Origin of the sequence: Candidatus Similichlamydia laticola (assembly GCF_003339615.1) — a bacterium.
GTDB lineage: Bacteria > Chlamydiota > Chlamydiia > Chlamydiales > Parilichlamydiaceae > Similichlamydia > Similichlamydia laticola.
Genome location: NZ_QQBG01000004.1, coordinates 1 through 14178 on the forward strand (window position 1 = coordinate 1; position 14178 = coordinate 14178).

A 14178-nucleotide genomic window follows, 5' to 3' on the forward strand; every position below is an offset into this window, starting at 1 on the left:
CATCTCAGAGCTGAACGCAAGGGTTCGTCTTGGGTTATTCATATCAAGGATATCGAGAAGTATCAACGGGAACACGTTTTAGGGAACCGCAGGAGGCTCCTTAAAGCTGGTTAATCAGGGAAGAGTCCGGAGCCCCCTCAACGGGGGCTTCTCTTTTGAGTTAATAACAGATTTCCATTTGCTGACGAGGTGAATTTCCTCTCCTAGGTTGGGTGAGGTTGTTTATCTTTTCTGTTTACGGGGTCTGACTTTTTCTTGGAGCCATTCCAGTACGATAGCAGCGAAACAAGAAGAGAAAGGGCCAATAACGACGCCCGTGGTCATAACCAGAGAGAAGGAAAAGAGAGATTGGCCAGCGAATAAAAGTAGACAAAGCAAAACAGCCAAAGTTGTTAAACAAGTCATACAGGTTCGCCCTAAAGTCGCTCCGATGCTCCCTTCAATGACCCTTTTGAACATTTTGTCTCTTGACTGTTGAAGATCCTCTCGAATTCGGTCAAATACAATGATTGTGTCATTTAAGCAATATCCGACAATAGTCATGATGGCTCCAATGACTTGGATGTCAATCTGAATAGGATAATCAAGGAAAAGAAAGAGTCCCATGAAGCCAAATGTGAGTAATAAGTTGTGTAAGATGCCCAAGAGAGCAGCGAAACCGTATTGCCATTCGAATCGAACTGAGAGATAGGCCAAAACAGAGAGAAGAGACAAGAGAAGCGCAATGAGCCCGTTATTGCGCATCGTTTGAGAGAAATGACCACTAACAGAGGCCCAACTGTCCACCGCTTTTTTAAGGGTATCTGCAGGTATAGGAAGGCCTTGTTTTTCCAAAATAGCACAGAGACCAGACGCTCCGTCAAAGTAGTGGTAACTTGTGTTTGTGAGATAAATCCTTAAACGTTCAGGAGAACCTCTCTCCTGCAAGCGATAGAGAGAGGGAGGCATCCCTTCTTCTTCAAAAGCCTGTTTAACGCGTGGACGCATTTCTCCTGACCCCTGAGGGAAATCGAGGTTTAAGGTTGTCCCCCCAACTAAGTCAACACCAAAAAGGCTAGAACGGTGGTCCCATAAGCAAATGGCACCTAGGCTAGTGATTAGGACAGATAGCGTAATAAAGGGCGTGACACACTGAAAAAGAGGTACCGAGCAACTGGAGAAAAGATTCCACATACGGGAAGGAAAGGACCACTCTTTGGAAAGAAGCCAAGAGAAAAAAGTACGTGTAGAGAAGATAGCTGTGAAAATCGACGCAAAAATACCAATCGATAAAGTGATGGCAAAACCTTTTACGGGCCCACAGTCAAACTTAGCCAAGATGAAACAGGCCAACAAAGTGGTAATACTTGAATCCAAAACGGCAGCGAAAGCTCTTTTGTAACCAATATGGATAGCCTCTGCTAAAGGAAGCCCCAGTCCAAGCTCTTCCCGAATTCTTTCAAAGACAAGAACATTAGAGTCGACAGCCATTCCAAGGGTCAAAACAATTCCTGCTAAACCTGCAAGAGAGATAGTTGCTCCTGTATGCTGCAAAATGGCAAATAGGAGAAAAAGATTGAAAAGAAGGGCGATAGAAGCCACTAGGCCCCAAAAGCCGTAATAGCTGCACATAATGACTGCGACGAGCAATAAAGCAATTTGAAAGCCAAAAAGACTCTTCTGCTTTTCTTGAGCACCCAACTCAGCACTAATATTTTCCTCAGAAAGGATCTTGGGCTTGAAGCTAAGAGAGCCTGCTTTCAAGTCTGCCGCTAAGCGATTCGCTTCTCTTTGAGAAAAATGACCGGAAATAGACGCTCCTGTGCTGAGCTCTGACTGAAGTTCCGGCATGCTAATCACTTCACTGTCAAGAAGAACGGCCATGCGCCAGCCACGCTCTCCTCGAATCTGTTTGGGCGTACCAGCAACACCCTCCTTGCAATAGAATCCAGTCCATTCTTTGAAGGCATCTTGTGGATTTTCTTCTCTTTCATTGTTTTTCTTAACTTCGAAGTTGAGAAAATAACCACGCATGTTGTCATAAGAGGCGTGGACATTGGAGACGTCGGAACCACGCAAGGCATAGTTGCGAAAGAGAATCGTTAGTGGATGTTTTCTGGGCAGTTCGTCTTGCTTAGGATCAAGATGAAACGAAGCAATCGTAGAAAATTTTTCATCAAGAGCTGAGCTAGCTTCTGGATCCTTAGGATTTGCAAAGTTTAAGCCTGCAGTGATCAGACGGTCTGCCATGCCATCTTCGCTTCTTTTTGAGCCGTGAAGATGCTCATAAGCGAGGCGATTAAGAGAGGATCGGTCCACATGGCCTGAAACAACAGCTTCATCCCAAATTTTTTGCAAAAAGCGATGGGCGTCTTCTGAAATTTTGTCGTCCTTTTGGAAAAACTGCTCATTTACAATATGAAAAGTCATGCTGGTGGCTTCAATCAACTCATTGGCTGAAAAGCCTTGTGACCCAGGGAATGCAAAGACTAAGCTGTCCTTCTCAAGGTAAACAGAGACCTCAGATAAGCCCATGCGATTAACACGCTTAACTAGTTCTTCACGGCCCTGGAGGAGGTCTTTTGTATCCGTGACGAGTTGGTCGCTTTGATCGAGCAAAGCAATACGAACCGACTTTCCTCCAGACAAGTCAAGCCCCCATTGAATAGCACGCTGGGTGTCTCCAGCCCAGTAACGTCTGAAGCTTAATTTCGCGTTTTCCCAAATAGGCGATTGCCAGGGACGAGGGACAAGGAAGCTTGTCTTTGGGTTTAGGTCAGACTGGTTCGTTCGATAGTCATCTCTCCATTTGAGAAGTTCTTCTTGTATCTCGTTTTCGATCTGATTTCTGACTGCAACTCGAGCCTTTTTTGTGCTCATCTCTAAGAGGGCTAGATTTTCAAAGATTTGAAATTTTTCTCGGGTAGCACGAATTAAACTCTTAGCAGGGTAGGGTAAAGCTAAGACGAGAGCATCTGGAAACGCTTTAGTTACCGATTGATCAGGAGACGCAAGCGTATAACCTTGCCGGAGAAGAAGCTTAATTAAGGTTTTTAAGTCAGATTCTAATTTCTCTTTTGTCACAGGATCTGTGTTCTTTTTGCGAAGAATCTCTTTGTACCCAGAAAAGATAAAATAAACAGAATGTGCATCCTGAGACAGGTCTAATTTGTCCAAACGATCACAAAGAGGGGCAAGTACAAGGAAGGAGAAGCGCCTGTCTTGTGGTGAACTGTTATTGTATTCCTCTGCAAATAGACAAGGCAATTGGGTCGAAGTTAACTCAGGCGTTTCTGGTTGCCAATTCGACAGGATAAACTGTACAAGTCGAACCTTCTCTTCTTCAAAGAGAGGCTTGAGATCGAGCTTTAAGAAGGAGAGAGTGTCTGGTCGACTCTCTAATGGGGAGAGGAAAAGATTTTCTTTCGGGGTGAACTTTTCATTGCACAGTTCCCTCAGGCGATTAATTTCGGAAAAAACCCAATCTTTAATCAAATTCCTTTCTGTATTGTCGTCACTAAGCAGTCCACGGAGAGGTTCAGAAAGTTCAAGGCAAAAACACCCAGAATCCCAGTCCGTAGCAACAGACTTGAAGAGGGGGTGGCTAACTGTTAAATAATTTTCCTTTTCTCCTTCTTTAGGGAGCACAGGCAGCTGTGCAGACTGAACAATGAAGGCAAGTCGGTCAAGACTTAACAGCTTTTTTTTAAGCTGTTCTTGGTCCTCTTTTTCGTTTTCCTTTGGGTCCTTCTCACGCAACCTTTGAGAGATATGTCGAACTTGTGCCAATAACTCTTTTTGTTCTTCCTGATCCTCGTGAACGAGCCATTTTCCTACTCTCTGAAGGAAAGCCGGGTCGAAACCAAGCGCATCAGCAAACTCATGAATTCGAACGGCTGCTTGAATAAGAGGCTCCTTATCTTTCGGATTAGCACGCGTTTGCTGAACATCCTGCAAAATGGAACCGGATCTATTTTCCAGTGTTCTTTTAATTCTTTCGAGACGTTCCCGGATGATCTGTTGATATTCATCCGTTAAGGCTCCCTGTTGATCGAATTTTTGCAAGAATTCGATAGAACCTTGGCTTTTTAGATCGAGGGCAGGCTCCCTCGACACAATCAGATCGAGCCGTTTTTTTTCCTCCTCTTTGGCTACTTCTTTTTTCTCTTCTGGGAGCGTTGTCAGTTTAGCTCCAATCCTGGGGATGAGATGCCCAGCTCGCAGTAACATTTCGTTACATTTGGTCGTGTCATCCTCTGTTTCAAAGGCAATCTTGATCATCCTTGGAAACTGATGATCCAATTGCACCCTTTTAGGCGTTATTCCGATATGTCGACAGTAGTGTTTAAGCCAAGTAACGGAAAACGATTTCAAATCGTCTATTCGGTGAAGGATAGATTCGATCTCTTTCTGGGCATCATGTCGATCCATTGGCCCATTCAGATTCTTCCAATGACAAATGAGGCTCGGGAAAAGACTGTACAATCCAAAGGCAAATACAGCTGAAATAATTGCAAAAGACCTAAAGTTGCCTTTCTGCATTGAGGGCGCTCCATGTAATAAGGGGAAGATTAGAGGAATGAGCCTTCTTTCCTTTCTGCGCTACGGATTCCGAAGCGGAAGACTTGTTTAGAGGACACGTCCCCCTCAGAGAGGAGGGGGAATGACACACTACTTTTTTTTCTGTTGTAGCTTCGTAAATTCAGTGTTTAAGACATCAACAGCGTAGATCCAAACAGCCCCAATGGCGAGAGAGATCATGCAGAGAGGAACGGTGATAGCTGACAGAGTTCCAAAGAGAAGGAGTAGCACTTGCTGAATCAAAGACCCTCCGGACTTTCCAAAACGGGCAGCGACTACGTCAATAGCAGCCTTTCCCTTAACCTTGGTTTCTTGATCCAGGGGAATGTAGGCCATTTCCTTAGTAGGGTCGAAAAGAGAGTATTTTGTTGATTTACTCATAATGTTTTGGAGAGCACCCAAAACAACTGCTAAGAAGGTGGGAGTCGTTCCAAACTGCACGATCATAGGAGCGAGGCCTTCTCGGAAGATCACAAAGAAAAAGAAAGCTGATCCAGTCACCACAAGGACAACAGGCGTAAAGAGAGCAGCCACTTTCCACCCAAATTTTCGGATAACATTTCCTCCCACAAAAACCATCATAAAAATGGAGGCAATCCCAACAGCAGTCGAAAAATGCCCCATGAAAGCACTGTAGTCAGACGGATCGGGATATTGGGCCTTAATCTGATTCTTCCAAGTGACTTCATAAATATTGATCAAAATTCCATAGGAAATGACTAGGACAGACAGACAGCCAATGTACTTTGACCGCAGAAGAGCTGAAATGCTTTCCGAAAATGACAGCTTACACTTCTTTTTTTCTTTCTTCTCCTCAGGGGCAAACTTAGGGTCAGTCAGAACAAATTTGTCAATAAACCAATAAGTTGCGAGGCTGGCTATTCCGCAAACGACGACTGCGCCCATAAGCCATTTTAGGGTAAGCCCCCAAGCATCGACGGAAGAGCCTACTGGTAAATTCTTTCTAAAGTTGGAAAAATGGACAATGGTAGGACCAGAAAAAAGAAGGGCTAAATTCGCTCCCAACCCGAAAACAGTGTAGAAACGCTTAGCTTCTGTGACACGTGTGGTCTCGTTAGCAAACCCCCAAAACAAAAGGGAAATGCCAACACTACCCCACAGCTCTGAAAGGACATAGAAGAGCGCATAGGTCCAATTTCTATAAATCGCAACCAGTCCGGTCAAGCCCTGAGGAAGCAGACCAGCAAGGTAGTCTGCGCTCGTCGTTGGATGAAAAAAGTCTCTGTAAGGATAAAGGAGCGTAGCAAACAGGGCAAAGAAAACAAGAAAAGGCGTCATCGAGACATAAAAAAGAGCTTGTCTCGATAAGACATTAGAAAGCTTCGCGTAAGCAAGCATGAAAAGCACTGCGCTTGGCAAGACACACCAAAACTTAATAAAGGGGATTGCTTCAGCCCCAGACCCGGGAGCGGTGACAATCAAAGTGTCCTTTGTGTCCCTCAAAATCGTATAGTTGAACGAAATAAAGAAGAACATCAAGAACATGGGCAGAAGCTTCTTCAGTTCGAACGCATGGATCGGCCAAAGATAAGCTCTCCACCCTGAAAAACCACCTTCGTTTCCAGACATAGCAAAACCTCTATGTTTCTAAGAATTAGCAGCCGGATTTGAACCACTGGGCGTCTTTAAAAAATGTAACGCCGAAAGTCTCTGTTGTCTCAGACAGCCGAAGTAGGGAAACCACTGTTCGAGTTTCCTCAGGAGCACCCAGATGCTAACACGTCTCCCGTGTCGATCCGAACTTATATATCTAGCGTTGATTTAAGCTCAGCTCTTTTCTGCCTCCTTATGTTCCCGCTGCGATTGCCCAAATCAGATGCATACCGTAAAATTTCTAGGTCTCCTCAGTAAGGTTGTAAGAAAGCATGGTTGTTCGAAGTCCTTTATCCCGTATTTTCTGCTTTCTCTCTCCTCTGCTGCTCTTTGCCCTAGTGACTTTTATTTTTACCTCCTCAGACAAAAAAGGACGTTATCGTTCGGAGAAGCCACTTGTGCTTTCTACAATTGCACCTTTAGAGGCTCTGGTGCATGCGTTAGCCTGGGACTGTGTGCATTCCGTTTGCCTGATTCAAGGAGATTTGGATCCTCACACGTATCAGTTGCGGAAGGGGGATGGGGACCTATTTTCTTTGGCCAGATTAGTCGTCTACAATGGGCTTGGATTGGAACATGGAGCCTCCCTTTTCCAGTCCCTAGATGGATCGCCCCACGCTTTTTCGGTTGGATCTTTGCTTTCCAACCTGGACGAGTCTTTTGTCATTCGATCAGGTGGGCTTCCAGATCCACACATTTGGCTGGATCTTAGGTTGTTATATCAAGTCGTTCCTGAGCTAGCAAATCGCTTGGCTGAAATTTGCCCTGAAAAAAAGGGTTTAATTTTCCAAAGATCTTCGCAATTGGTTATTCGTCTAAGGGAAGCAGATGATCTGGTCCGCCAAATGGTGCAAGAAGTCCCTTCCAGCAAGCGTTATCTCGTATCGGCTCACTCTGCTTTTAGTTACTTCGTTCGTTCTTACTTGGCATCGGAAGCAGAGAGACAAGATGGATCTTGGATCGAGCGGTATATTTCTCCTGAGGGTCTTGCCCCAGAAGCGCAAGTTAGCTTTTCTCATTTTAAAAAAGTGTTTGAGTTTGTGTTGCAACACGATGTCCGTGTTGTCTTCCCAGAAGTCAATGTTCCTTCTCTTGCTTTGACAAAACTAGTTTCAATGAGTATGGGGAGCGGGCATGCTTTGCGTTTGTCTCAACAAGCTTTGTACAGTGACTCTTTTCCTCGTCCTGTAGAGGAGGATCATTTAGGGAAATATATCGAAGTGATGGTTCACAACGCTCGTGCTTTTCGTGATGCAATTTTGGAGGAAGAGTGATGTCTGAGGAAGCTTCCCCCTTTGCTGTCTCTCACGTGTCCTACACTTATGAGGAGGTCCCTGTTCTGCGTGATATCAGCCTGTCCGTCGAGGGGGGGTCACTTGTAGGAATTCTTGGGCCCAATGGCGCGGGCAAAAGCTCTTTCTTAAAATGCGCTGTTGACATTCTAAGGCCACAAGTTGGCTCTTTTTCGTTTTGGGGCAAGTCTTTTCGGGAACAGTCGAATCGAATAGCCTACATTCCACAGAGAGCCTCTGTTGACTGGACATTCCCGATTACCGTTTCAGAGGTTGTTCAGATGGGTGCCTTACCTCGTTTGGGTTTGTGGGGGAGCTTCCAAGAGAAAGATCAAAGAGATTTAGAGCAGTGTTTGAAAGCTGTTGGGCTGCTCGACCTCGCCCATCGTCAAATCGGTTGTTTGTCCGGAGGGCAACAGCAGAAGACGTTTCTCGCAAGGGCTCTTATGCAGCAACCTGACCTTCTTCTCTTAGATGAGCCGTTTGCCGGGATTGATGCTGCTGCTGCAGCCGACATTATGGCCATTTTGCGTGGGCTTGTGGCCTCCGGGAAAACCATTTTGCTGGTTCATCACGATCTGATGGTGGTTTCCAAATTTTTTGATTCGCTTTTGCTATTAAACCGACACTTGATTGCCTATGGGAAGGTGGAGGACGTCTTTACCACTGAGAAATTATCACAAGCCTATGGCCAGTCGAGTTATCTCTTCAGTGAGGTTTTTCAACGTTCTGCTGACTCAGATATCCTTTCCCTATGAAGTTGAAGAAGGGTTAGATCGTGAGGAGAAAGAAATGGAAGTGCCATTTTGTTGGTTAAGGGAGTGGTTAGTTTGGGACCACGATCCTAGGGACTTAATTCCCGTTTTGGAGTCGTGTGGTGTTGAGGTCGAGCGGTTTGAAAAGAGAAATTTTCTTTTAAGAGAGTCGGTTTCTGCGCGAGTCGTAGGGCACGAAGAGGAGGCTTCTTGTGTTCAACTGTCTCTGGGGGACAAAGGATCTGCTTTAGCTTATGTTCCAGTTGGTACGCTTCCCCCCTTAGGTAGCTACGTCCCTTTTCTGTTCCTCTCTCAAATAGAGGGAGGCAAGTCTTCCTTTCCTGGTCGTTGCAATGGAGTGATAGGGAGTTGGATCCAGGATGCTTTTCCTTCTGTTTTGCCCTTACTTCCTTCAGTCCTGTCTGAGGAAGGCAAGTTGTTGAGTCATTGGTGCAGTGAAGCTTCTGTTTTCTCCCTTTCTGTCACGCCTGACTTAAGCTTTTGTCAAAGTATTCGTGGTTTAGCGCTTTATCTTTCTTCCCTAAAGGGAATTCCTCTTGTCCATCCTGAATGGAGGCATTCCCAAGTCGATTTACCGGAAAAGGGAGAAGTTCGGACTCAGATAGCGGTCGAGGCTATTTCGGCTTTCAGACAATATGGTTGGTCCGAGTTACAGGTCCAGAACGCATGCTGGTTGCCTTGGGATCTTTATTCTCGCTTGTGCATGTCTGGTCTTGATCCGGGCCCAACGCTAACCAGTGTGGCGCAATACGTTTCCATTAATATGGGCTATCCATTCCTCTGTTGTGATCTAGATCGCGTTTCTGATCCCTACTTGCGTTTGGTTTGGGGTGTGAAATCGTCTCTGACAGTAGGAGGAAAGTCCTTGCCTTTGGACGCAGAAGATGTCGTCCTCAAGAGCGGGGATGACTCCTTGTTGCTCTCTGGAGTAACAGAGGGAGACTCATATCGTGTTTCTCCAAAAACGAAACATGCCTTAGTAGAAATGGCTGTTTATGAACCAGATCAAATTGGTCGAACAGCTCGTCGTCACCAACTTTTAACACCTGAAGCTCGTCTTCTCGAGCATGTGTGTTCGACGCATGCTTTTCATTCAGCCTGGCGTCAGTTTGAAGTTTTATGTGACACGCATAATATCGCCTCTCTTCTTGGGAGGAGATGGCTTCAAATAGCAGATCCTTTGCCCATGACGCGTTCTATTCCTTTCCCGGTCAATTTACCCAAGAGGATCTTAGGCCTCTCCTGGAGTGAAAAAGAAGTGACAAAAGCCATGAAAGAATTGGGACATGCTGTGGTTTCCTCTTCTACGGAGCAGATTATTTGTTCTGTTTCGACAGAGCGTTGCGATCTACATGGGGCTGAAGATCTGTTAGATGATCTTGTCAAAAAGATTGGCTTAGACTCTTTGCCGAGGCCTCCTTCTTTGCGTGTTCCTCTCTCTGAACGAATGCATGACCCTCTGTTCCCTTTAATTTGTTCTTTACGTCATCGCTTGTGTGGATGGGGTTTTCAGGAAATCCTGAGTTTGGATTTTGCTTCATCCCAGAAAGTGTCTGTATCTCAAGCTTTATTAAGAGGGGAACAAGCCGTTCGTTTGCAAAATCCAAGCTCGACAGAACGTGAATTTTTGCGGTCTTCTCTCCTGGTCAGTTTCCTGGAGCATATCGAGAGGAACTTGTCACACGAAGAACGCTCTTTCCGTCTCTTTGAGATCGGAAAAGTTTACAGTCGTTTAAGCAATGGAAAGTGGAAAGCGGAAGATCGACTTGGTCTTTTTCTGGTCGGTGACTTTATGCAGGAGACTTTTTGGTCCGATCAGAAGGATCAGAGGAGGGGAGATCTTTTCGATCTCCTGGGGTGGTTAGAGGAGATTGCTCGTACGAATTGTACATCTTTTTCGGCCCATCCTTCGACTTACTCTCTTTTTCAAGAAGGCCAGCAAGCTGATCTCTTGATTCAGGGAGAATGGTTCGGTGTCGTAGGAAAACTGACGTCTTCGCTGATCTCGGTTCCCTCGTTCTTTGCTGAAATTTGCCTAACTCCTTTAGTTTCATCTCGAAAAAATAACCTTTTCGAGGTTATGGCGGCTTATCCAGGCTCTTCAAGAGATGTGACCGTTACCCTTGACACCTTTATTCCCTACTCTCGAGTACAACAACATTTTCCTGCTCATGAACTTTTAGAGAAGTGGAGTTTATTAAGTGTTTATCCAGAGGGAAAGCGTCAGCACCTTACCTTTCGGTTATCCTATAGATCTGTAAAGAAGACTCTTTCGAATGAAGAGGTGGAGGAGGCACATCAACAAGTTGTGCAAATCCTTCGAGCAAATTTGGATTTTTAATCCTTTCTCCTGGGAGAGAAAGGTAGTCTTCTCTATGGATGGGGGTGGAACGTGCATTGACCCTCTGGAATTGATCTGCTAGGATGGCCTTATTCGGGGACAATGTTCGTATCATCTCTAACTGGCCTCTTCCCCCGTCCTGATGCCTCTCCTTATGATCATTCTGTCTTTCTAGTCGTTCTCTGTTCAGTCTCGGACAGGGGCTTTGGTGTCCGCCTCGTCTCGCTTCGATCTTTCTTTTTCCTTATTCCTCGCTCTCGAATGAAATGACCTTCACTAAGGAGAAACCCGGTATGTCTGAGGATTTAGGGCGGAAAGTTGCCCGATTAGAGTCGATTAATGATTATTTGGAATCGGAACTCGTCTCGCTGGATCGTCTATTGCGCTCTGTTGGCTTTGAAGAGGGAATTTCCTCCGTTCGGTTAGCTTCGATGGAAACCCTTTATTTTTTCCCGTCTTCTCCTCCGCTCGAGGAGGAAGATTTTTCTTTTCCCCAGATCCCCCAGGATTACGATTTTTTAGACGACCTTGAGTTGTAAACAAAAGATGATGCAACATAGGCACCCCTTTGTTGTGTCGCGATGGGTTTGTAGATCAAGTCGAGGTAAAGAGTGGAGTACGCCGGGCAATCACTGTATCGGCACGGTTTTTCTGTCGATCTGGAAACAGAGGCTTTGCCTCCAGGATTGAACGAAGAGGTCATACGTTCCATTTCTACAAGACACGAAGAGCCAGATTTTCTTTTACAGTTCAGATTGGAGGCGTATCGTCTCTGGCAGGGTATGGCTGAGCCAAATTGGGGCGCTTTCCCCTACCCAAATATTTCTTATAACGACATCGTCTATTTCGCAGCACCTAAACGGCGCTCTAAAGTCAATAATCTATCCGATGTCGATCCCGAGGTCTTGCGTACGTTTGATCGACTCGGGATTCCTTTGGAAGAACAAAAGAGACTGACAGGCGTCGCCATAGATGCCGTTTTTGACTCTGTTTCCGTTGTCACGACTTTTAAGGAAAAGTTGAAGGAGCTAGGAGTTCTTTTTTGTTCTTTTTCAGAGGCCGTTCGTCTTTATCCTGATATAGTAAGAAAATATTTAGGGACGGTTGTTCCTAGAAGCGATAATTTTTTTGCTGCTCTCAATAGTGCTGTCTTTTCAGACGGTTCTTTTGTCTATGTTCCTGCTGGCGTCAGTTGTCCGATGGACTTGGTCACATATTTTCGTATTAACAATCGTGAGCTTGGGCAATTCGAAAGGACGCTTATTGTCGTAGAAGCTGGGGGCTCTGTTAGCTATTTAGAAGGATGTACTGCTCCAGAACGGAATAGCAATCAGTTACATGCAGCTGTTGTTGAGCTTGTTGCTCATGAGAACGCCTCTATTCGTTACTCCACCGTCCAGAATTGGTATGCTGGGGATCCAGAGACAGGGGAAGGTGGCATTTGGAACTTCGTGACCAAGAGAGGGATTTGTTTAGGTCATCGTTCTCGTATTTCTTGGAATCAGGTTGAGATGGGAGCCGCTATTACTTGGAAGTATCCTAGTGTGATTTTGCAGGGCGACGACTCCGTTGGAGAATTTCTCTCTGTTGCGCTAACAACGGGAAAGATGATGGCGGACACGGGGACCAAGATGGTCCATCTTGGCAAGAGAACCTCCTCAACTATCATCTCAAAGGGCATTTCAGCCGATTATTCTCGAAACACATACAGGGGCTTAGTTTCTCTCAAAGGCGAAGGAAGTCAAAACTATACACAGTGTGATTCGATGCTTATTGGAGCTCATGCTCAGGCTAATACTTTCCCAGATATTCGCACGGATCATCCTTCGGCTAAGTCAGAGCACGAAGCCTCTACTTCTGCCTTTGATGAAGAAAAGTTATTTTACTTGGCTACTCGAGGATTTCTTAAAGAAGACTCTATCCAGTTGGTGGTGACGGGTTTTTGTAAGGACGTGATTGAGCAATTACCTTTGGAATTTGCCAAAGAGATGGCCATTCTTGGAATTAAATTAGAAGGTTCTGTTGGCTGATGTTACTGACCATTCAAGGATTGCGCGTTCAAATAGGGGAGAAACCCATTCTACATGAGATAGATTTGGAGATTGCTCCTGGAGAGATCCATGTGATCATGGGGCCAAACGGAGCTGGAAAATCGAGTCTTGCGAGAACTTTAGCTGGACATCCTTCTTGTGTAGTAACCAGTGGGCGTTTGATTTGGAATGGTTCTGTCTCTCTTTTAGATCTTCCTCCGGAGGAGAGAGCTCACCTGGGTTTGTTTGTTAGCTTTCAAAATCCACCTGAAATACCAGGAGTGTGTCTTAGAGACTTTTTGCAGCAAGCTTATTCTTCTATGCGAGAGAAGAGAGAGTTGGAGGAGTTATCTGAGGAACTTCTTGCAGAGCAGATCTTGCGTCATATGTCTGACTTAGGTCTGCCTTCCTGCTTTTTGGATCGTTGTTTGAATGAAGGTTTTTCGGGCGGAGAGAAGAAGAGGTGTGAGATTTTACAAATGGTCACTCTTTCTCCTAGGTTAGCTGTTTTGGATGAAATGGATTCAGGTCTCGACTTAGATGCTCTTTCTTCTGTTGTAGACCTCATTCGTTCTTTTCAGAAGAGAGATTTTTCTGCTTTGATCATTACACATTATCCCAAGCTCGTTCAGTTATTGGAACCCACATCCGTTCACTTATTATGTGATGGGCGGATTGTACGGTCCGGAAAGGCCGACTTGGCAACAGAAATTGACCGGGACGGTTATCGTTATGTCCAGACCTCTACGCACGTTTTTCCCGACTAGTTTGAGCCATTTTCTTGCTGAGAGCCTTGAGCTTTCTGAAGGCGACCTTTTGTCCGGTCTCAGAGATTTTTATTCTTCTTGCCCCTTCTTTTCGAAGTTATTTTTTCGATCCCTTAGTGAGTTATTAGAGCAGGAAGATTCTCCGGAGGCAGGTCATACCCCTTCTTTTGATGGAACGTTGTCCTGGGAGTGGGGTTCTTCCTCTCCTCGTGTTTCTTCTTGTTTGTCAGAGATTGAGGTTTTTTCTTTAGAGGAAGCGCGTTCTGTCTTTGATGTTCTATTGGAGACAGAACCCCTTCACCCTTTTTGGAAAGCAGTTTATGGAACTCAAATTCCCTCCGATGGGCTTTTTGTTTATATACCGCCTGGAGAGTCGGTTGTTATCGATTTTTCCCCTTTTTTTCTGAAGAAGAAATGGTTAGAACAGGCAACGTTTTACTTTGTCTTAGGGAAGGGTGCCTCTTTACGTTTGTCGGAACGTGTGACAGCTTCTCCTGGAAAACATTGGGTTCAGATCTATTTGCATCTTTTGGGGCAAAAAGGGTCTTCTCTTATCTTAGAGAGGGAATGGTCTCGTCTTGCCTGTCCGGTTTCTCTTTTCACCTCCATTCATTTAGAAAAGGAGGCCTCTTGTACTTGTCTTTCAAGAGGGGCAGCTAGCCCTTGGACCTGGGCAGATTATTCAGTGCTCCTTTCTGGTGAGGAAGCAAGAGTCTGTTTAGGCGCAGCTCATTCTCTCACGGCACGGCAACGTTTTGCTATAACGACAGCCGTTCGACATGTGGCTCCTCGAACATT

General features: G+C 45.4%; 9 protein-coding genes. 7 read left to right on the top strand and 2 right to left on the bottom strand.

All coding sequences use genetic code 11. The annotated features are described in order from the left end of the window. Window positions 1-222: 222 nt before the first annotated feature. Complete coding sequence (gene secD / locus HAT2_RS00130) at window positions 223-4521, bottom strand: protein translocase subunit SecD (RefSeq protein WP_114544028.1); 4299 nt, start codon at window positions 4519-4521, stop codon at window positions 223-225. A gap of 129 nt (window positions 4522-4650) precedes the next feature. Beyond that, window positions 4651-6150 carry an NTP/NDP exchange transporter gene (locus HAT2_RS00135; RefSeq protein ID WP_114544029.1) on the bottom strand — a complete coding sequence of 500 codons (1500 nt, stop codon included), beginning with the start codon at window positions 6148-6150 and terminating at the stop codon, window positions 4651-4653. Window positions 6151-6446: 296 nt separating this feature from the next. On the opposite strand from HAT2_RS00135, the gene HAT2_RS00140 reads away from it, so the two are divergent. The 7 genes from HAT2_RS00140 to HAT2_RS00170 form a co-directional block, all read left to right on the top strand. Continuing rightward, on the top strand, window positions 6447-7448 hold the full coding sequence (locus HAT2_RS00140) for a metal ABC transporter solute-binding protein, Zn/Mn family (protein ID WP_114544030.1): 1002 nt from the start codon (window positions 6447-6449) through the stop codon (window positions 7446-7448). Further along, a complete protein-coding gene (locus tag HAT2_RS00145) occupies window positions 7448-8224 on the top strand; it encodes a metal ABC transporter ATP-binding protein (protein WP_114544031.1) in 777 nt (258 codons plus the stop codon). Before HAT2_RS00140 ends, HAT2_RS00145 begins: the two co-directional genes overlap by 1 nt. 34 nt (window positions 8225-8258) lie before the next feature. Further along, complete coding sequence (locus tag HAT2_RS00150; protein ID WP_220253858.1) at window positions 8259-10583, top strand: phenylalanine--tRNA ligase beta subunit-related protein; 2325 nt, start codon at window positions 8259-8261, stop codon at window positions 10581-10583. A gap of 293 nt (window positions 10584-10876) precedes the next feature. Further along, complete coding sequence (locus tag HAT2_RS00155) at window positions 10877-11122, top strand: hypothetical protein (RefSeq protein WP_114544033.1); 246 nt, start codon at window positions 10877-10879, stop codon at window positions 11120-11122. Between the two features lie 72 nt (window positions 11123-11194). Further along, on the top strand, window positions 11195-12613 hold the full coding sequence (gene sufB, locus HAT2_RS00160; RefSeq protein WP_114544034.1) for a Fe-S cluster assembly protein SufB: 1419 nt from the start codon (window positions 11195-11197) through the stop codon (window positions 12611-12613). Next, window positions 12613-13380 carry a Fe-S cluster assembly ATPase SufC gene (gene sufC / locus HAT2_RS00165; RefSeq protein ID WP_114544035.1) on the top strand — a complete coding sequence of 256 codons (768 nt, stop codon included), beginning with the start codon at window positions 12613-12615 and terminating at the stop codon, window positions 13378-13380. The genes sufB and sufC overlap by 1 nt, the downstream gene beginning before the upstream one ends. Continuing rightward, on the top strand, window positions 13346-14178 hold an 833-nt coding region (locus tag HAT2_RS00170; RefSeq protein ID WP_147267442.1), incomplete at its 3' end, for a SufD family Fe-S cluster assembly protein. The genes sufC and HAT2_RS00170, both read left to right, overlap by 35 nt.

Bases quoted from the DNA above. Each gene is read 5' to 3' on its own strand.
- secD (WP_114544028.1), bottom strand. From the start codon at position 4,521: ATGCAGAAAGGCAACTTTAGGTCTTTTGCAATTATTTCAGCTGTATTT.
- HAT2_RS00135 (WP_114544029.1), bottom strand. From the start codon at position 6,150: ATGTCTGGAAACGAAGGTGGTTTTTCAGGGTGGAGAGCTTATCTTTGG.
- HAT2_RS00140 (WP_114544030.1), top strand. From the start codon at position 6,447: ATGGTTGTTCGAAGTCCTTTATCCCGTATTTTCTGCTTTCTCTCTCCT.
- HAT2_RS00145 (WP_114544031.1), top strand. From the start codon at position 7,448: ATGTCTGAGGAAGCTTCCCCCTTTGCTGTCTCTCACGTGTCCTACACT.
- HAT2_RS00150 (WP_220253858.1), top strand. From the start codon at position 8,259: ATGGAAGTGCCATTTTGTTGGTTAAGGGAGTGGTTAGTTTGGGACCAC.
- HAT2_RS00155 (WP_114544033.1), top strand. From the start codon at position 10,877: ATGTCTGAGGATTTAGGGCGGAAAGTTGCCCGATTAGAGTCGATTAAT.
- sufC (WP_114544035.1), top strand. From the start codon at position 12,613: ATGTTACTGACCATTCAAGGATTGCGCGTTCAAATAGGGGAGAAACCC.